This window comes from Methylocystis sp., assembly GCF_051061225.1.
Classification (GTDB): Bacteria; Pseudomonadota; Alphaproteobacteria; order Rhizobiales; family Beijerinckiaceae; genus Methylocystis.
This window is the reverse complement of record NZ_JBPFEB010000077.1, coordinates 1-17806: the sequence shown is the minus strand read 5'-3', so window position 1 is coordinate 17806 and position 17806 is coordinate 1. Positions and strand designations below refer to the sequence as shown.

Genomic DNA, 17806 nt, shown 5'->3' with positions numbered 1-17806 from the left:
AATCGAAAACCTCTTCGCCAAACTCAAGGACTGGCGACGCATCTCAACCCGCTACGACAGATGTGCTCACACCTTCTTCTCCGCGATCTGCATCGCAGCAGCCGTCGCCTTCTACCTCAATCAATGAGTCCTGACCCTAGAACGTGGTAGCATTCACACCATCGATGATCGCCCATCACGTGGAGTGCCGAGTGAACACACAGGCAACAAACGGGGAACACAGATCTTAATGAAGCTCGGCCAATCCTTGTCGGCATCGCCGCGTGCTGTCTTCGATCTGTTCGATCCCGACGAGCAGGCTGCCTTCCTTTCGGCAATGGACACAAGTCGCGACGAGCTCGGAGATCGTTTCACGGCGTCCGAACTTCTCAACTGGATCGTCCAGCAGCGCAGCGCCTTCGTGGCGATGGCGGCCGAGATCGCTGGCTTTCTCGACCGGATCGAAGCGTCGCTCAAGGGCAATGTCGAGTTCATCGTTGCGAGCCAGGATGGCAAAGACGTCAGCATCGCGTTCGGTCCGCAAATCCGAAGCCTGCTCCTGGTGGCTGCCACCTGGGTCAATCAAACGGTGCCCGATATCGACAAACAGCTAGCACTTATCAAGCGTGAGGTCTCCGCACTGGCGAGAGACGCGCGTCCGAGCTTCGTGACGCGCGATAGCAGCGTCGGCCGGCAAATGCGTGACTTCGGCCATCAAACCGGGCTTCCGATCTGGCACCACCGTGCCGACATGATGCGGAGGAGAACGCAGGAGGTCCACCCGTTGGACATCAAGGTGATGCGCGAGGTCCGGGACGCTTTCGCGCGCGCCCGGCAGCGTGTCGAAACACTCATGACCGACCACGCCGCCGCCGATGCAGTCAACCAGCCACTGCAGCAAATGGCCGGGCAAGTGCAGTCGGCTCTGCGGCAGATCGAAGGCAAGGCTTCTTCTCCCGGCTATGGTGGTCCGCCGAAACGTCTCGACGAACGCCGAGGAAGGCGCATCGCGCAGGCGATCGGCGAGATCGAGTGCCTCGCAAGGCAAGCGCTCAAGATGGACGCGGCCGGATCCGAAGTGCTCGAGGCTATGGCGCTCGCGCTCTGGAAGGAGCGCTGGCGCATCTACGAGCTCTGGGTGCTTTGCTCAGTCTGCATGACCTTCGTGGACGCAAGCGAGCGCATCGACACGCTCGATCGCGTCAGCAATGGCCGCTGGACCCTCAAATATACTCGCGATCCGAAGCCCGCCATCGCCTTTGCGATCGGCGACCGCTGGATTGACCTATTCTATCAGTATTTTGAGAAGGGAGCGGATCGCGCAAACATGCCGGACATCGCGCTCCGCGACCGGTCCACGGGACGCTGGCTGGCGATCATCGATCCTAAAATGGGCGAGACCTACACCTTCAAGGACCTAGCCGAAGTCTGCCTGCGATATGCGGATGCCTTCGACGCGCAGATAAGCATGGTCGCAAGCTACTTTCCCGAGCAAGCTTCAGTCGACACTCTGACAAACGGCCGCTCGGTGCTCATCTTCAACGGATTGCGCCCGGCGGGCTCAATGGCCCTGCACCACGCTCTGGCCACGGCGGCCAAGGAAATCGGTGTGTCGTTACCGAGCAAGGCGGTCGTTGTCCTGGCCGACGTCTCCGGCTCGACCGAAAAACATCGCGCGCTCATCGCGTCAGCTGCTGCGAAGGCGCTCACCGAAGATCCACAGATTGATCGGCGCGGCTCGCTGGTGGCAAGCTTCGCGGACAGTTGGATCGAGCAGCGTTCCGTCAGCGACTATCTGGCGTCGCCCCTCCTCGCCGCGAGCGGGGGCGGAACCAACCACACAGCGGCGTTCGAGAGCGCTGTCTCCCATCTGAGCCAGATGGCCGGAGAGAAAGAAATCTGGTTATTCGGGGACGGAGAAGGCGCCCAGTTCGATGCAACCGCCATGACGGAGCAGGGCATTCGGGTGCGCGCCCATCTGGTCAAAGGTCCGATCCCCGCGAGCTTGCAGGATGCCTGTCAAGCAACAGGGGGAGACGCCATGGCCTTGGCAGGGTGGATGATTCAAGCGCGAGCCGTCATTGCGTCTTAATAAGTATCACCCGCCTCAGGCGAACCCTGACCGAGAGCGACGCCCCGGATCAGGAAGCCTCTCGGTGCCGCGGCGCATCAGTACGTCTCCACTACACCGTTAGCAGTTTGGCCTGGGTCCCGTCGCGATGCTTCCTGAGATACTCCTTTGCGCGCGGCTTGGCGGCGCTAACCTTCATGTCGCTGAGCATTGTCGTTCATCTCCAGGTCCACGTTTTCGAGGTGCCAGGTCCACGTTTGGAACCACACGCCGCACCGGAAACGAGCGGATAGCAACGGGGCCAATGACTAGATAAGAATCTGATTCTAGAGAGAAAAGATACACCGGACATCGGCGGACCCCTCCGGAGGGGGTGGTGGCGGAGCGGCGGGCTGGGACCGACAGGCTCGCGCGTTAAAGTAGACTCTGCTATAGGATGACGGTACTTTTGTGGGGGCCGAGGGCGCATCGCTTGGCCGGCAGCACCCTCTTTGGGGGGCGATCGGCACCGATAGATGTCGAAACGCTGCAAAAAAATTTCCAGGGGAATTTCCCTTTAAAATCGGCACCGTAACTTTTTGACGGCCCGCGGGTCGGCTTCTTGCACGGCAAGCAAGAAAAAACCCATTTGGATCAATAACCTAACTAGGCTTGGCGCAATTGAGTGGGAGTGAGGGGGGATACAGCAGGATAGATTGGGATAGCCTAGTGTCCTGATTCAGAAGTTCCTATCCAGCCGGAGCATGGATTTCGAGCGTCCGCCGACAGAAGCGTTCGATGGAGGCGAGTATATCATCGGCAGATTTTGTCCATCGTAGCGGCTTGGGGTCAGTGTTGTGCCGATCGATGAAAGTCTGGATGTCGGCCACCAGCGCTTTAACGGATGTATGGGCGCTGCGTTTGAGCTGTTTGTCTGTGAGCAGGGCGAAAAATCGCTCGACCTGGTTGAGCCAGGACGACGATGTCGGCGTGAAGTGCATATGCCATCGCGGCCGTTTGGCGAACCAATCACGGATCAGCCTGGTTTTGTGGGTCGAGGCGTTGTCCGTAACGACATGGATATCAAGGCCGTCAGGAACATTACGCTCAACCTCGTCGAGAAACTTTCGAAACTCGCTCGCCCGATGGCGCGGCATGCACTGACCGATGACGGTTCCTGGCTTCACCGGCGTTTTTGCGGTTGCCGCCGCAATGAAGCCGGCAAATAGCGTCGTCGTGCCGTGGCGTTCATAATCATGGCTGCGGCGCTCGGCCTGGCCGGGGCGCATGGGCAAAAGCGGCTGGGTCCGGTCAAGGGCCTGGATCTGGCTCTTTTCGTCAACGCAGATCACGAGCGCCTTGTCGGGCGGGTCGAGGTAAAGGCCGACGATGTCCCTCACCTTCTCAATGAACTGAGGGTCCGCCGACAGCTTGAACGTATCGACGCGATGCGGTTGGAGCGAGAAGGCCCGCCAGACGCGATGAACCGAGGAGGCCGATATGCCCGCCGCCCTGGCCATATCGCGTGTGCTCCAGTGGGTCGAATTGGCAGGTTTCTCTTCAAGGGTTTTGGTAATGACCGCTTCAATGCGATCATCGCCGATCTTCCGCGGCGCGCCGCATCTGGGTTCGTCGTCAAGACCATGCAAGCGCCGTTTCGCAAAGCGCTCCCGCCACACGCGCACCGTTTGTCGTGTCGCCTGGACAGCCCGTGCAATCTCGCAATTATTCTCCCCTGCAGCCGCGCGCAGGATGATTTCGGCGCGTTGCGCAATGGAGCGCCCGCTCTTTCGACGGCGCATATAGCGCTCAAGCGTTTCTCTTTCCTCAGACGAAAGCTTGATCTCGCTTGCTTTAGGCCCCTTCATCACCGCACTCCGGCTCATCATCCGGAGCACTGAATCAGAGCACCAAGCCTCTGGCTAGTAATTTCTGAAACGGGACACTAGCGTAGTTTTATCCTTCGATAGTACGCGAATGACAGCGAAGGTTATGAAGCACAAAAGCATGAGAATGGGTCGCCTGCCGTCTAGGCTGACTTAGTGTTCGGGCTCCGGCTCGGGCGGGGGCAGCGCCCACCCGTCCGATTGAAGGAAGGTAAGAACGTCCTCGTATTTGGCGGTCCGGTGCCTGCGACGGATATGCTGGTAGAAGCGATTGCGCGCGTCGGCGCTCGGTCTGTCCGCAGGCGTCGTGTTGCGGAGCAGGCCGAGCAGGAGCGTGTCCGTATCGGCGGCATCCCAGTTCTGGCCGTTGTCGATGATGGCATCGAGAAGCTGGTCAAGCTGCTGGCTGTTGAGGCGGCCAGTGAACGGCGCGATCAGATCGCGGAAATTCGCCTCCGATTCGCGCCAGCCTCCCGATCCTTGATACATCTCGACTGCTCGAGGCCAGAGGTCTGCGAGCGCCCGGGCGGCAACGGCGGCGGCAAGACGATCGCGATTGAGACCGGCGATCACCGCGAGCAGCCCGGCCCGGAAGGGAGCTACAGTCACACCGGCGAGGATCCGATAATCGGTAAGGGTCGCTGGGTTGGCGTTGTCGACAGTCGCTTGCAGTGCCGTCCTCGTCGGTTCCTGCAACTGCTGCCAGAAATCCGGAAAGGCAGCGATGAAGGCGATCGCGCGAGGTCGGCTTGCTGGATCTAGGGTGTCGAGCAGCCTGGCAATGGCAAAAAAAATGTTCGGCCACGCCTGAGGGGCGCGTTCGCGTACTGCGACCAGAGAGGAGATGATCTTTCGCTGCTGTGGCTCCCACTGGGGCGGCACACCCTTCAGGAGCGATTTCGCTAAGACCAAGCCGAAGTTCTGGATGTTTTGGGGGCGGATGCGGGCAAGGTAGCGCTGTTCGACATAGTCGAGGATTTTCGCGTGAGTCGTTGGAAAGCCAGGGGATTGAACGTCGGCGTCATAGAGGTCGAAGATCGCTCTGCCCTGCAAGGGTTCCTGCGCCAGGACGAGGTCGACAACATTGACAAGGTGAAGCCGCACCAGTTCGGGTGAGGGCTCGAACAACTGAGCTTCCGCCGAGAATGCGGGATGGGCGCAAAGGTGTCGGTCCTCGCGAAGGCGCTCCAGGTGTGTCCGCGCTATGCCATTGACGACCTGTGTGTTGGCCGTCGCGTCTTCCAGAATGCCCGCTTCAAGTTGAAGTAACTTCTTCACATCATTTGTGGCGGTGGCGGCGTCCCACGAAGTAATGAAGGTGATAGCGGCTGCGTCGCCCATGACACTCAGTTCGCGGTACTTGGCGATAAGATCGTAGACGAGTGCGACCCATGCGGAAGTCAGGGAGGCGCGCAGCGCGCCTGCCTTGTAGGCTTTCACCGCATCTAGAAAATAGACCTTTGATTGCCCGTTTCGGATTCTTGTGAGCAGTATGTCGAGATCTATGAAACCGGCGTCCACGGCAGCCTTCCTAGAGTGATGTTTAGGATTTGCCGAGCATTAAACCCGATCTGCGTTGGTGTCTTCAATTCGTGAATGAACTCGCTCCGGGGGCGTCGTCGAGCAGCGCCGTCTTCGTGACATGCTTCTTCACGAGGCGAGCCGCCCAGTGGGTGGTTTACGAACTTGACGAACTTATCGATCTTTGCCATATGTGCTCCAACGGAGGTTGGACTATGGCAGCTCCAAAATCAAAGCCGGGCATTCACAGGGGCGCGGGCCGGCGGGCCCGAACGGCCGGGAGGTCAGCCGGTATCACGACGGCCTTTTTCGTCGGCCCGGATCAGGCTCTGCCGAAAGGGGCTACCGGCTTCAAGCTGAAGGTTTCGGATATAGCGTCCAAGGCGCTCACGAGCAGTCCCAAGCGGATGAAGGCGCTCCTGCAGGTCTATGGCGATGCGATCACCAAGAGCCGCACGGCTGGTCGGCCGGTCAGCTTTCGCGTTGAGGTGGACCCTGAAGGCGAGACGGTCCTGACGCCGGTGGAAGACGTGGCCGCTGCGCCCAGGCTGGTGATGGAGGAGGCTGGTGCGCCGGATGCCGAGCTGGGAGCGGCGCTCGCCGCCGCGCGGGAACGCGGTCGCCTGCGGGCGGCCGAGATCCTCGGCGGCGACGACATGCTGAGCGCGGATGCGTTCGCTAAGTTGCTCGGCACGACGCGCGTGACGGTGAACACGAAGCGGCAGAGCGGTCAGATCTTGGGCCTCGATGGGGCGAAGCGCGGCTTCCGCTTCCCGGTCTGGCAACTCGACGCCGAGGGGAAGCCCTACGCCGAGCTTGGGGTGCTGCACGAGCGGCTGGGCGGGCCCTGGGCGGTCTACCGCTTCCTGGTGCAGCCGCATGGCGAACTCGACGGTCTGACCGGGCGCGAGGCGCTGGAGCAGGGGAAGGTCAAGGCCGCCCTGGAGACCGCCGAGAGCGTCGGGAGAGACATTCGGTAAATGGCGAAGGTTCTCCCGCCCAAAGGCTTCGCGGGTGCGGGCCTCCAGCTTTATGGCGTGCCAGCCGGCCAGCGGTTCGGCCGCATCTACTTGGGTCGGTATCCGGACCCTCTTGGCTTCGGCAAGACGCCGAGCCGGTTCATCGATCCGCGTCGGCGCGTTGCCGCGAACCGTTTCGGCGTCCTCTATCTCGGGGACACCGTGAAGGTCTGCTTTCTGGAGGCGGTGCTCCGTGATCAGCGTGATGGCGGGATCGGCGATCTGCCCATGGAGGAGTCGGAACTGCACGCACGGCGCTATGCCGAGATCGAGGTCACGGCCCCGCTGAAGATGGTCGATCTGCGCGAGGAGGGCGCCATCGTGATGGGTGTTCCGACCGATGTCTCGAAAGCGTCCAGCCAGACGCTTGCCCGGGCATGGTCGATGGCCTTCCATGAGCACCCGGCGCAACCGGACGGCATTATCTATCCGTCGCGCCTCAATGGCCACACCAACCTGGCCGTCTTCGATCGGGCCATCGTCAAGCTGCGGGCACTCCGAAAGATGAAGCTGATTGCCGCTCCCGGGCTGGGGACGGTGCTGAACGACCTGAAGGTCAGCATCGTCGTGCCGGATCCCTGATCGGCCCGGCGCTGGGGGCGAGCTGGTGAGTGAGGCATCCGCCACCAAGGGGCCATCGACAGGAGAATGGATGGGCGAGATTGCGCACGTCGAACATCCGGGCGTCGTCGCGGCGCTGCATCAGGCCGATGCGGTGGAATTCGCGGTGAGGGTCGCCGAGAGCGCTTTGGCTCCCACTCTGTCAGTGAACGCCCAGGTTTCCCAGCAATGGGATTCCTTCCTGGGCGTTCCGGGATCGCGCCAATTCTCCGCCGCCGCCTTCGCTCAGCTCAATGTGCCGCTATATCAGGGCGGCTCGGAATATGCCTCGATCCGTCAGGCAAAAGAGCAATTGAGCCAAGACCGGCTCAACGCTGATTTGCAGCGCGACAGCGTGTGTACAAGCGTGTTGTCAAGCTACGGACTGCTCGAAACCGCCAGAGCCTCGATCATCTCCAGCCGCGCGGCGGTGAAAGCGGCGGAAACCGAGCTCACCGGCGTGCGTGAAGAGGCGAAGATCGGCCAGCGCACGACACTACACGTGCTCAATGCGCAGCAGGCGCTGCTCAATGCGCGCGTGAGTTTGGTGACGTCGCAACGCGACCGCGTCGTCGCCTCATATGCGGTGCTTGGCTCGATTGGCCGCCTCTCAGCGCAGGAATTGCAGCGCGACGTCGCCCTACATGATCCTGGCATCCATTTCGAGCAGGTGAAAACCAATTGGCTCGGCGTCGATACGCCCGACGGGCGATAGCGTACCTGCCTTTGAAGCCTGCGGCATGGTGTCGGGTCGCGGCATTCTAAAAGTCAGGCCCCGGAAGGTCCGGCAATTGCCGCAACATTCCAGATTGAACTTGGGCCCTCTGTAAGTGGCGCATTGATCACGGACGACGCGTGTACTATCGGTAAATCACGGTACAGCGTGCGGCCCATGTCGAATGGTGAGGCACGTCTACATGTTGCTGACGGTATATTTCAGCTACCGGGTGTGCATGGACGACGGCGAGCTGAAGGCGCAAAATTTGTCCGGAAGATGCCGATAGATGCTGAAACCTAAGAAAAATTTCCGGCCGTTTTTGCCTTTGAAATCAAGAGCGTTTATTTTTGACGGCATGCCCGTCGGTATTTGTGGCGCGTCTAGCAAGAGTATGCTTGCTATATCAATTGCTTACGGGAAATATTCATAATCGAGTGGGAGTGAGGGATACAAACGGCGGCAACAGCGTAGTTTTGGCGGTGTTTTTCGCCGTCGCTTGCTGCCGTTCTCGTCCGTCGTCAATCCCCGCTGCTCCGCCGCTGAGGAACGCGTCGGGCAGCGCATATGCCCCTGGGCGATGGATGAGGTCCTTGAGCGCGCCACTCGCGGCAGACACGGAGACCGAGCCTTCGCAGGCTGCCGTGTACAATCTTTCACCGTCAAGGCCGAGGCCAAGTGGCTCCAGGTCGCATGGAGGAGGGCAGGGCGCTGGACAACTCAAGTAAATTTCGGCGCTGAAAATTGACTCTGCGCTGTTCCCCTCTCACCAAGAGAGGCATGGCGGAAAATTGACGTAAGGTATAAGTTTCTGGCGTTTGCATATTTTGATGCTGGAGGAATCTATGGCCGAAAATATCACGCGAAAGGAGACCTTGGACGGCGTGGCGGCCGATGAACAGGGCACAGGCATTTACTGGTTCGTCGATCCAAGCGGGGTCTATGAGCAGATCTTCGTGCCGCGTATCACCCAAAGACGGTTCGACGAACTTGCCAACGACTTCGCCAATCCGGGCAAGCAAAAGCTCGATTGTTATCGCTGGGTCCCCGATCGCGTGGAGGAAGCGGGTGTACTCGCTATGCAAGCCTGCGGCGGAAGCTGTCAGGGCGACGTCGACTGCATCGATAACGCGTGCCGGTGCATCAAGGGTCACTGTCGCAGGAAGTGATGGTGAAGACCGCAATGGCCCTACCGCCTTCGGCACAGCCACCGCATCGGCCGCGATCGGGCGTGATGGACTGGTTACTCGGACTTGGTCTCGTCCTCTACATCATGGCTGGAAGTGCGTGTGCGGCGTTTCTCCTCTACACAGTCTACACAGCGGGTTCGGTTGGGGGCGTTCAACCGGTGCCGGCGTCTGCTGCGGCCGTCGGTCACGACGACTTCGCCAAGTTGGCCATTGCTGCCCTGATAGGGGTCATCGGAACGGGGCTGACCGGCCTCGCATCCGTCTACGGGGCAACCCGACAAGCCGGCACGGCCAGCCAGGTAGCAGAGTTCAACGCAGCCATATCTCGGCACTTGGCGGAGTTCAATGTTGCCGCGAACACCGCGCTGGCAGAGATGAAGGGCGAAATCGACAAGTCCTTGGCTCAGGTCAAGTCTTCGTCAGACGAATCGCTCGCCCGTCTCAAGATCGCACTTGATGCAAGCCAAATTGCATATCGCCAACTTTTCGGAAGCGCCACAGTCTACTTTCACACACTGCGGACGATCGCACTTACTGAGTGGGACGACGAGAGCCTGAAGACAGCACAGTCGGCAATGGTCGCCGCGACACCTCATTGCCTCCATGTCGATGCGAAGATGCGTGATCTATGGTTTGATCTCTGGCAGCGTGGCCAGGATATTTCGCGTGCTGCCACTGATCATGCAGAGATCTCTGAGAGGCCGGATGTGGTCAGGCAACTGTTCGACGAGTATGTCAAGACTCGCTCTGGCAAGCTCAATTTTCGAGAGCTCCACTTGCGGATGGAGGAGGCGGCGAGGGTCGCGATAGCGGACAGCGGCGAGCCGCCTGCACCCACCTCCATTTGAACGAGCGATTCCTTGGAGTTGAGGCCAGCAGGTCCGCCATCGGCCTCGCGGCGAATGTCCCGTGATGGCCCAAGGTCTGGCGCATTTTACACGCCGGGCGGAACACTGGCGCGGCCGTGTGGTCGGCGATCGGAAGTGGGAAGTGGATGAGCTTGAGACGTCGAAAGGGGGGCGCAGAAGAAGGCATTGCCGGGCTGACAGAAATCTGACCTGCCGCTGAAGTTTCATCCAGCTGCGATTGGAGCCCCCGGCGATTTTTACGCCGTGAGGCGCGATGTGAGCAACATGCGATCGGCGGAGCCGGTCGGGGTTGCGCAGCCGATTGCATGTTGCGCGAAGCGAGGCGGCGTAGGCCGCCGGGGTCAGGTAGGCGAGCGCCGAATGCGGTCGCCGGTGATTGTAGTCATCGACCCCGGCGGCGATCTTGTTTCGGGCGTGATCCAGCCCGAGAAACAGCGTTTCGTTTAGGAGTTCGTCGCGCATCCGCCCATTGAAGCTCTCGCAAAGGCAGTTCTGCATGGGCTTGCCTGGGGCGATGAAACGCCAGACGATCCGATGCTCCTCTGAGCAGGAGAGCATGGCGTTCGAGGTAGACTCCGTGCCATAATGATCGTTCCGGGCGTGCCGCGCCTGCCGATCAGCGCCGTGAGCTCCCGCGCGACGCGACGGCCCGAAATTGACTTGGCAGTGGCAGGTCAATTAACGATGTCATCGTAACATTTGTACACCCGATTTGAGAGGCGATTGTCACGCAGGAGCCGCCAGACGTTTTCCTGTGGATTGAGTTCCGGACATTTGGACAGCGGCATGATAGTGACGTTGGCGGGAACGTCCGGCTTGTCGGCCGGCTTGGTCGAGCAGGAGCACGGCATGCGCGCGGGGTGCAAAATTTCCGCGCAATCTCGGCAAGGCGGGGGTTCATCGCATTGGTCTTGCATTTGGCGGGATGAGAGCGGCTCCGTGCGTGATCCCGTGGGGCGGAGGACCTGATCCGCGTTTTGTCCATCGACTGCCGATTCCGACGACGATGCCCGTCTCTAACTGGATAATGCCGCCCCTGAATTCCGGAATGATGCCGCCCCCTGTAACGGAATGATCCGGCCCGGGCGCCGCGCTCGTTGACCTCTTCGCCACGGAACGGCTGGTGGAGCTGGAGATCGGCACCTTGACCGGGGCGGCCCTTGGCGAGAAAAGCCCAGGCGGTCTCGCCCGGCACAACGGCTACCGTGATCGGCCCTGGGAGACGCGCGCGGCGCCGTGGAGCTAACCATCCCGAAACTGCACAAGGGCAGCTACTTTCTCGGATTCCCGGTAAGATCACCATGCTGCTTCGACGGACAGAAGCCTTTGTGAAGGAATTCCGATCGGACTGATTGACCTCGCCGCCTGATCGAATAGCATGAAACGATTCGGACTGTGTCACGCAGTTCCAACACATAATGCAACGGGGCTGACCCTAAGCCGCAAAGCGGCCAGTCTCTGTTAAGGCAAGCGGCTCGACAGTCGGATTTTTTGATTCGCGCCGGCGACGAGATCGGTCGGGTAGCCATCGGTCACAGATCGCACGAGATTGAATTGACGGCCGACGGGTCGCCGGCTTGCGTTACGAACTTCGGGGTCAAAGCCTACGACCTTCGGAGACAGCTGATTTCGGAGGGAGCACAATGTCTGCGGATATAAAGTTTCTTGCGCTGGGCAAAGAGATCCCTGAGCTGATGCCGCCCCCGCCGGATCTTTCTTTCGTGTCAGTCCGATTGGCTGGAAACCTCGTCTGGCTTGCTGGACACGGGCCGAATCGCATGAAGAAGCCGCCCGAGTTTGATTATGTAGGCAAAGTCGGAAGGGATCTGACCAAGGAGGAGGGGTACGCAGCCGCTCGGCTTGTGGGATTGAACTTGCTAGTCTCACTCCGCAACGGCATCGGAACTCTCGACAGAGTCAAACAAATCCTGCAGGTCGTGGGTGCGGTCAACAGCGCTCCTAGCTTCACCGCCCAGTCGTTTGTTGTAAACGGGTGTTCTGACCTGCTTGTGTCGATCTTCGGGGAGGAAGGTAAGCCCGCTCGCATGGCTTTCGGGGCCAGTGAACTTCCCTTCAACATGGCGGTCGAGGCGAGCATGACCGTCGAACTAGCCTGAGAGAGGGGTGGATCTTCTAGGGAAGTCTCAAACGAAAGGCTTGGCCATGTCTAAAGTCGAAGGGGACCTGAATCGCATACTAGACAAAGACCAAGGGCGGCCCAGGAAGAAAGTGACGATTCTCGGTGCGGGCATGGCCGGCCTAGTGGCGGCGCTGGAACTTGAGACCCTAGGTCACACCGTTCGGCTCCTGGAATCGAGCGGCAGGGTTGGAGGCCGCGTGTTCACACACACATTTTCGGACGGGACATACGGTGAGCTGGGTGCGATGCGGATCCCTGCGAACCACCACTATGTCCGGCACTACATCTGTAAGTTGGGTCTCAACCTTCGGAAGTTTATAAGCTCGCACGGAGACGAGGGGCTCAAATGCTTTTATGATATCCGCGGCGTTCAGTCGCGGATGTACAATGCAAAGGAGACAATCTACCCGAAGTTCCGTCTGAATACGAAAGAAATCACTTACCCCGTAGCCCCGGCCATCTTTGACCGTCATCTTCAAGAGCTTATCGACTCTTTGCATGATGAGGAGTTGCAGCAACTCGCTCATGGTGAGGTGACGATAGACCGACTGAGAGCGCTGGACCGCATGTCGCTCGGCGAGTATCTCGACCAGCGGGCCGGGGACGACGGCAAGGAGCTAATCGGGGCGACGACCGGCCTCGAACCGTGGTGGGACCGGGCTGTGACGGTGTTTTTGCGGGAGCAGGCTCTCGAACCGTGGAAAGGGCTCGAGGAAATCGTCGGTGGGACGCACGAACTACCAAAAGGTCTCGCCAAGCTACTCAAGGCGAAGATCGAGCTAAACGCCCGGGTCGTCGGTATCTATAACAAGGGCGACAAAGTCGATCTCGCGGTATCCACAGATGGGAAGCCGCCTCAGCCTGTTTCCTGCGACATCGTTCTAAGCACTATCCCTTTCTCGGTGTTACGACACATCGATATCGATCCGCCCTTCAGCCCCCAAAAGATGCTGACCATTCGGACGATGAGCTACGCCTCCGCTACTAAAGTCTTGCTTCACTGCAAGGAGCGGTTTTGGGAATCAAATTACGGCATATTTGGGGGGGCCTCCCAGTCAGATCAGGTCATTAGGGCAACCTACTATCCGTCCGACCACGTCAGAAAGGCGGAAGAGGTCGGCGTATCGAGCTGGTGGGGTGGCTTGCAGCCGAACCGACTGGATATCGAGGAAGCGGAGAAGAGGGCAGATGCAAACCCTGGCGTCTTGCTCGGATCCTACAGTTGGGAGCAGGAGGCACGACGCCTTGGTGCCCTATCGGGGAGGAGTGATCCAGCTGGTACTCTTTCCCCTCGCGCTAGGGCTGTTATCGCCTTCATTAAACGGTTCCATCCGGAAATCGATCAGTACGTTGACGAAGAGGTGTCGATGTTCTGGGATCAGTACTCCCATAACGCGGGAGCGTTTGCCTTTATGCGGCCGGGTGACCGAATTGGCCTTCACAAAGAGGCCAAATTACATGAAGGGAATGTGTACTTTGCCGGCGAACATACGTCGTTGGATCAAGCGTGGATCGAGGGCGCCGTCACCTCCGCGCTGCAGGCGGTAGAGGAAATCGTTGCTTCGTGAGAGGGGCGGTTACAAACTTTCGGTAAAAAATCCCTTCGTTACCCAACAAAAGGGGGCGGACATGACAAAACTGCTCGGGTTTGGCGCGTGGCGTTCTCCGATCACGTCCGATCTGATTGTCGCGGAGACGATCGGCCTCAGCCAACTTAGGGTTCGCGGCGATGAAACCTTTTGGGTCGAGTCGCGCCCCACTGAGCGGGGGCGCAACGTCGTCGTGCGCCATCGGGCGGCGGGGGGCATCGTGGACGTTAACCCCGCCCCGTTCAACGCTCGCAGTCGGGTGCACGAATATGGGGGCGGTGCCTACCTGCTCGGGGAGGACGCCGTCTACTTCACCCAGTTCGACGACCAGATGCTGTACCAGCAGCCAGATGCAGCCGGGATCCCGACCCGAGCCACAAATGTCGCCGGCCTCCGGTTCGCCGATGGCGTGTACGACCGAGCGAGGCGGCAGATCGTCACCGTCTGCGAGGACCATTCCAAGGACGGTCACGAACCGCAAAATTACCTTGCGCGAGTCGATCTCGGGGCGGGCGGACATGTAACGCCGCTGGTGACAGGAGCGGATTTTTATGCCACGCCGCGGTTAAGTCCCGATGGAAATAGCATCGCTTGGATGTCGTGGAATCACCCCCATATGCCTTGGGATGGGGCCGAGCTCTGGGTGGGTCAAGTCGCCGAGGACGGGACAATCGCCGATTCAAAGAAGATCGCGGGCGGGGGCAGTGAATCTGTGTACCAGCCGGAGTGGTCGCCGGACGGCGTTCTCCACTTTGTGTCCGACCCGAAGGGCTGGTGGAACATTCACCGTTGGACAGGCTCTGTCGTCGAGCCCGTCCTTGAGATGCAAGCCGAATTCGGCCGACCGCTTTGGACCCTCGGGTCAGCGACCTACGGCTTCGGCGCTTGCGGGATCGTCTCTAGCTACGTGGAAAATGGTTTCTGGAAACTTGGGTTGATCGACATCAAAGGGGGAAAGCTGACTCCGATCAACATTCCTTACTCGGCCATATTTGACCTTGTAGCTGAGGGCGATCGCGCTATCGTGATCGCCGGGGCACCCGACCTCCCGACCGCCGTCGTCAAGCTCGATCTCAGCACTGGCCGCCATACGGTCATCAAGGCATCTAGCAGCGTGAGCATCGACCCAAAATACGTCTCGCTGCCGGAGTCAATCGAGTTCCCGACGGCCAATGGTAAGAAAGCATTCGCCCTCTTCTACCCGCCCAAAAACGACGACTTCAAGCCAGACGTCAATGAGCTGCCTCCCCTCGTGGTGAAAGCCCACGGTGGCCCGACGGCGGCAACCACCGCGGCGCTCAATCTGAACACGCAATTCTGGACGAGCCGAGGCTACGCGGTGGTTGACGTGAACTACGGAGGTAGCACCGGATACGGCACAGAGTATCGAAATCGGCTGAAAGAAAAATGGGGCGTCGTCGATCTGGATGACGCCGTGGGTGCTGCACAGTACCTTTCGAACGCAGGGCGGGTTGACGGCGGGAGGATGGCGATCAGTGGCGGGAGTGCCGGGGGCTACACAGCCCTTTGTGCGCTCGCTTTCAGAAACGTTTTTCAGGCCGGCACGAGCCTATATGGCATCAGCGACCTTGAGGCACTCCTCCGTGACACGCACAAGTTCGAGGCCAAGTATCCATTCTGGCTCATTGGGCCCTATCCCGAGGCCAGGGATCGATATCGAGAGCGTTCGCCGGTGTATTTCGCCGACAAGATCAGCGCCCCTGTCGCCTTCCTCCAGGGCGAGGATGACCCTGTTGTGCCACCCAGCCAGACCCAGCTAATGGCGGATGCCCTCCTTGCAAATGGGAAGCTCTTCGGCCTGATCATGTTCGCAGGCGAACAGCATGGCTTCCGAAAATCAGATACAATTCGCCGCGCCCTCGACGCCGAGCTAGACTTTTATGCGGTCGTCCTGACCAAGAGCGGACTGCGGTACTGAGCCAGCGTGTGGCCGTTCGCGACGCGAGCTGACATTACGTCTTGCCCGGAAATCTAACTGCGCGAGCGCGTCGACGGAGGCGGTATCTCGGAATTCGGGAGCCATCTTGCGATATCCGGGGTGCCTTCGTGGGAATCGGCACGCAACGCGGCCGAGGTAGTTTTGATCTTGGTGTGTTTGTAACGCCGATGGTCGATCAGCGCATATTTGCCGATCCGCTGTAACCCTCCGCCGTAGGCCGTCTGGCGGCTGGGTTTGACGTCGGCGATAGTCTCGCGCGGTGGCGCGCGGTTCGTGTCCACTATTGGTAATGGACACTATCGTGAATGACCGAAGAAGATGAGGGCGGGGTCGCGGGCGCTGAGCGGCGGCGGCGTTATTGGAAGAAGGAAGAGAAGCGCCGCATTGTCGCGGAGAGTTTCTCGGACGGCGCGTCGGTGGCGGAGGTTGCACGGCGTTACGGGCTCAACGCCAATCTGCTGTTCACCTGGCGGCGACAGCTCGCCGCGACGGAGAGCGAAGCGAACGCAGCGCCGTCGATTTTGCCGGTGACGATTGCGCCGTCGTTGCCGTTGGCGCTCGGGACGTCGCCGGAGGCGCCTGGACGCATGGAGATCGCGCTCCCTGGCGGCGAGAAGATCGTCGTCGGCGCCGATGTCGAGACCGCGGCGCTGGTGCGGGTTATCAAGGCGTTGCGGCGATGATCCCGGTTGCGCCCGATGCGCGGGTCTGGATCGTCACTGGTCACACAGACATGCGCAAGGGCTATGCGAGCCTGTCGTTGATCGTGCAGGAGACGCTGCGCCGCAATCCGAGCGGCGGCCATCTGTTCGTGTTCCGGGGCCGGCGCGGCGATCTGATCAAGATTCTCTGGCATGATGGCCAAGGTCAGTGTCTTTTTGCAAAGCGCCTGGAACGCGGTCGGTTCCTGTGGCCTCAGGCGTCGACGGGGGCCGTGACGATCAGCGCGGCGCAGCTCGGTTATCTACTGTCGGGGATCGATTGGCGGGCGCCGCAATATACATGGCGTCCCGAGGCGGCGGGCTGAAAATTTTCTGCGGGATGGGTGCGGACAGGCCTTGCGGCTACGCACGCTTGTGATTCGATCATCGACGATGAGCGCCGCTGATTCTTTCCCTGATGATGTCGAGAGCCTGAAGGCGCTCTTGCGCGTGAGAGACGCGGAGCTGGCGCAGGCGCGAGCGAGCGCCTCGAATGCGGCTGCACTGATCGCGCATTTGCAGCTCTCGATCGAGAAGCTGCGTCGCGAACTCTATGGCGCGCGCAGCGAGCGCAAGGCGCGGCTGCTCGAGCAGATGGAGCTCGAACTCGAAGAACTTGAGACCGGCGCGGCCGAGGACGAACGCGCCGCCGAAGGAACGGCCGGTGCGGCGCAGACGACGGAGGTTCGCGCCTTCTCCAGAAGGAAGCCGTCGCGCCGGCCGTTTCCCGCGAATCTGCCGCGCGAGCGCGTCGTGCTGCCGGGGCCGACGTCATGCGCCTGCTGCGGCGGAACGCGCCTGTCCAAACTGGGCGAGGACGTGACCGAGACGCTCGATGTCGTTCCGCGCCAATGGAAGGTGATCCAGCATGTGCGCGAGAAGTTCTCCGTTAGCGATGTTCTGACCTCACCTTCAAAACTGGCGCGACAGCTGCGAGTCTGATCTCCCGCAGGAGGTAAGGCTTGTGTCCAGACTTAATCATCCGCTTGACCCTAAAGGGGAGACTGTCCAGCGCATTGAAGTGATCACCGGCGGCGGGGAACGCCGGCGCCGATGGTCGGATGATGAGAAGGCGGAAGCCGTAGAGGAATCGTTGCAGCCGGGCGTGGTTGTCTCGCAAGTTGCGCGGCGGCGGGGTTTGAGCCCGCAGCAATTGTTCACCTGGCGGCGCGAAGCACGCGAAAAGGCGGCGGCTGCCGATGGAGTTCCCTTCGCGCCGGTCGTTGTTGAACCGCGAGGGACAGCGCCGGCGGCGCTGCCGCCGGAGCGCAAGGCGGTTGCGGTCCGGCCGCATGTGATCGAACTCGACGTTGATGGCGCGAGCGTCTGGATCTGGCGCGACGCCGATCTCGACATGGTCACGGCCATTATCGACGTATTGAAAGCCCGGCCATGATCGGCCCGACTGGCGCGGTGCGCGTGATGGTGGCGACGAAGCCCGTGGACTTTCGCAAGGGCGCCGAAGGTCTCGCCGCCTTGGTGCGCGAAACGATAAGAGCGGACCCTTTCGACGGCGCCATCTACGTTTTCCGCGCCAAGCGCGCCGATCGGATCAAATTGGTCTACTGGGACGGCACAGGCGTCTGC

15 protein-coding genes and 4 pseudogenes are annotated in these 17806 nt (G+C 60.5%); 16 read left to right on the top strand and 3 right to left on the bottom strand.

The window, feature by feature from the left end; translation table 11 throughout:
* Together ACR652_RS14055 and ACR652_RS14050 are read left to right on the top strand one after the other, a co-directional pair.
* A pseudogene (locus ACR652_RS14055) lies at positions 1–127 on the top strand (IS5/IS1182 family transposase); the annotation flags it as partial.
* Positions 128–229: 102 nt separating this feature from the next.
* Positions 230–2071 (top strand): hypothetical protein, encoded by a 1842-nt coding sequence (locus ACR652_RS14050; RefSeq protein WP_434507104.1) that lies wholly within the window; start codon positions 230–232, stop codon positions 2069–2071.
* Positions 2072–2778: 707 nt separating this feature from the next.
* On the opposite strand, the gene ACR652_RS14045 is transcribed toward ACR652_RS14050, so the two are convergent.
* Positions 2779–3897, bottom strand: coding sequence for an IS630 family transposase (locus ACR652_RS14045; protein ID WP_434507103.1), 1119 nt, complete (start codon positions 3895–3897; stop codon positions 2779–2781).
* 171 nt (positions 3898–4068) lie between these two features.
* On the bottom strand, positions 4069–5436 hold the full coding sequence (locus tag ACR652_RS14040; RefSeq protein ID WP_434507102.1) for a hypothetical protein: 1368 nt from the start codon (positions 5434–5436) through the stop codon (positions 4069–4071).
* Between the two features lie 215 nt (positions 5437–5651).
* On the opposite strand from ACR652_RS14040, the gene ACR652_RS14035 reads away from it, so the two are divergent.
* The 5 genes from ACR652_RS14035 to ACR652_RS14015 all read left to right on the top strand — a co-directional run bounded on the left by ACR652_RS14035 (position 5652) and on the right by ACR652_RS14015 (position 9808).
* A complete protein-coding gene (locus tag ACR652_RS14035) occupies positions 5652–6416 on the top strand; it encodes an XRE family transcriptional regulator (RefSeq protein WP_434507101.1) in 765 nt (254 codons plus the stop codon).
* Positions 6417–7037: an RES family NAD+ phosphorylase gene (locus ACR652_RS14030; RefSeq protein ID WP_434507100.1), complete on the top strand. Its 621-nt coding sequence runs from the start codon at positions 6417–6419 to the stop codon at positions 7035–7037.
* Positions 7038–7107: 70 nt separating this feature from the next.
* Positions 7108–7770 (top strand): TolC family protein, encoded by a 663-nt coding sequence (locus ACR652_RS14025; protein WP_434507099.1) that lies wholly within the window; start codon positions 7108–7110, stop codon positions 7768–7770.
* A gap of 845 nt (positions 7771–8615) precedes the next feature.
* On the top strand, positions 8616–8939 hold the full coding sequence (locus ACR652_RS14020) for a hypothetical protein (RefSeq protein ID WP_434507098.1): 324 nt from the start codon (positions 8616–8618) through the stop codon (positions 8937–8939).
* Between the two features lie 65 nt (positions 8940–9004).
* Positions 9005–9808 (top strand): hypothetical protein, encoded by an 804-nt coding sequence (locus ACR652_RS14015; protein WP_434507097.1) that lies wholly within the window; start codon positions 9005–9007, stop codon positions 9806–9808.
* A gap of 224 nt (positions 9809–10032) precedes the next feature.
* On the opposite strand, the pseudogene ACR652_RS14010 reads toward ACR652_RS14015, so the two are convergent.
* Positions 10033–10488 (bottom strand): annotated as a pseudogene (locus ACR652_RS14010) (integrase core domain-containing protein); the annotation flags it as partial.
* A 446-nt stretch (positions 10489–10934) separates the two neighbouring features.
* On the opposite strand from ACR652_RS14010, the pseudogene ACR652_RS14005 reads away from it, so the two are divergent.
* From ACR652_RS14005 to tnpB (ACR652_RS13965), 9 genes and pseudogenes are all read left to right on the top strand, one after another.
* A pseudogene (locus ACR652_RS14005) lies at positions 10935–11116 on the top strand (transposase); the annotation flags it as partial.
* Positions 11117–11472: 356 nt separating this feature from the next.
* Positions 11473–11946 carry a RidA family protein gene (locus tag ACR652_RS14000; RefSeq protein WP_434507096.1) on the top strand — a complete coding sequence of 158 codons (474 nt, stop codon included), beginning with the start codon at positions 11473–11475 and terminating at the stop codon, positions 11944–11946.
* A 46-nt stretch (positions 11947–11992) separates the two neighbouring features.
* Positions 11993–13537: a flavin monoamine oxidase family protein gene (locus tag ACR652_RS13995; protein WP_434507095.1), complete on the top strand. Its 1545-nt coding sequence runs from the start codon at positions 11993–11995 to the stop codon at positions 13535–13537.
* 61 nt (positions 13538–13598) lie between these two features.
* Complete coding sequence (locus ACR652_RS13990; RefSeq protein ID WP_434507094.1) at positions 13599–15497, top strand: prolyl oligopeptidase family serine peptidase; 1899 nt, start codon at positions 13599–13601, stop codon at positions 15495–15497.
* Between the two features lie 326 nt (positions 15498–15823).
* On the top strand, positions 15824–16201 hold the full coding sequence (tnpA, locus tag ACR652_RS13985) for an IS66-like element accessory protein TnpA (RefSeq protein ID WP_434507093.1): 378 nt from the start codon (positions 15824–15826) through the stop codon (positions 16199–16201).
* The gene (gene tnpB, locus ACR652_RS13980; RefSeq protein WP_434507092.1) at positions 16198–16545 is read left to right on the top strand and encodes an IS66 family insertion sequence element accessory protein TnpB; all 348 of its coding nucleotides are present in this window, start codon (positions 16198–16200) and stop codon (positions 16543–16545) included. The genes tnpA (ACR652_RS13985) and tnpB (ACR652_RS13980) overlap by 4 nt, the downstream gene beginning before the upstream one ends.
* A gap of 67 nt (positions 16546–16612) precedes the next feature.
* Positions 16613–17107 (top strand): annotated as a pseudogene (locus ACR652_RS13975) (IS66 family transposase zinc-finger binding domain-containing protein); the annotation flags it as partial.
* A 76-nt stretch (positions 17108–17183) separates the two neighbouring features.
* Positions 17184–17615, top strand: a complete 432-nt coding sequence (tnpA, locus tag ACR652_RS13970) for an IS66-like element accessory protein TnpA (RefSeq protein WP_434507091.1) — start codon at positions 17184–17186, stop codon at positions 17613–17615.
* The coding region (tnpB, locus tag ACR652_RS13965; RefSeq protein ID WP_434507090.1) for an IS66 family insertion sequence element accessory protein TnpB at positions 17612–17806 on the top strand (195 nt) is incomplete at its 3' end. The genes tnpA (ACR652_RS13970) and tnpB (ACR652_RS13965), both read left to right, overlap by 4 nt.

Excerpts from the sequence above, each read along its gene's own strand:
- ACR652_RS13995 (WP_434507095.1), top strand. The coding sequence starts at position 11,993 with ATGTCTAAAGTCGAAGGGGACCTGAATCGCATACTAGACAAAGACCAA.
- ACR652_RS14045 (WP_434507103.1), bottom strand. The coding sequence starts at position 3,897 with ATGAAGGGGCCTAAAGCAAGCGAGATCAAGCTTTCGTCTGAGGAAAGA.
- ACR652_RS14035 (WP_434507101.1), top strand. The coding sequence starts at position 5,652 with ATGGCAGCTCCAAAATCAAAGCCGGGCATTCACAGGGGCGCGGGCCGG.
- ACR652_RS14000 (WP_434507096.1), top strand. The coding sequence starts at position 11,473 with ATGTCTGCGGATATAAAGTTTCTTGCGCTGGGCAAAGAGATCCCTGAG.
- ACR652_RS14030 (WP_434507100.1), top strand. The coding sequence starts at position 6,417 with ATGGCGAAGGTTCTCCCGCCCAAAGGCTTCGCGGGTGCGGGCCTCCAG.
- ACR652_RS14050 (WP_434507104.1), top strand. The coding sequence starts at position 230 with ATGAAGCTCGGCCAATCCTTGTCGGCATCGCCGCGTGCTGTCTTCGAT.
- ACR652_RS14025 (WP_434507099.1), top strand. The coding sequence starts at position 7,108 with ATGGGCGAGATTGCGCACGTCGAACATCCGGGCGTCGTCGCGGCGCTG.
- ACR652_RS13990 (WP_434507094.1), top strand. The coding sequence starts at position 13,599 with ATGACAAAACTGCTCGGGTTTGGCGCGTGGCGTTCTCCGATCACGTCC.
- ACR652_RS14020 (WP_434507098.1), top strand. The coding sequence starts at position 8,616 with ATGGCCGAAAATATCACGCGAAAGGAGACCTTGGACGGCGTGGCGGCC.
- ACR652_RS14015 (WP_434507097.1), top strand. The coding sequence starts at position 9,005 with ATGGACTGGTTACTCGGACTTGGTCTCGTCCTCTACATCATGGCTGGA.
- tnpA (WP_434507093.1), top strand. The coding sequence starts at position 15,824 with ATGACCGAAGAAGATGAGGGCGGGGTCGCGGGCGCTGAGCGGCGGCGG.
- tnpB (WP_434507092.1), top strand. The coding sequence starts at position 16,198 with ATGATCCCGGTTGCGCCCGATGCGCGGGTCTGGATCGTCACTGGTCAC.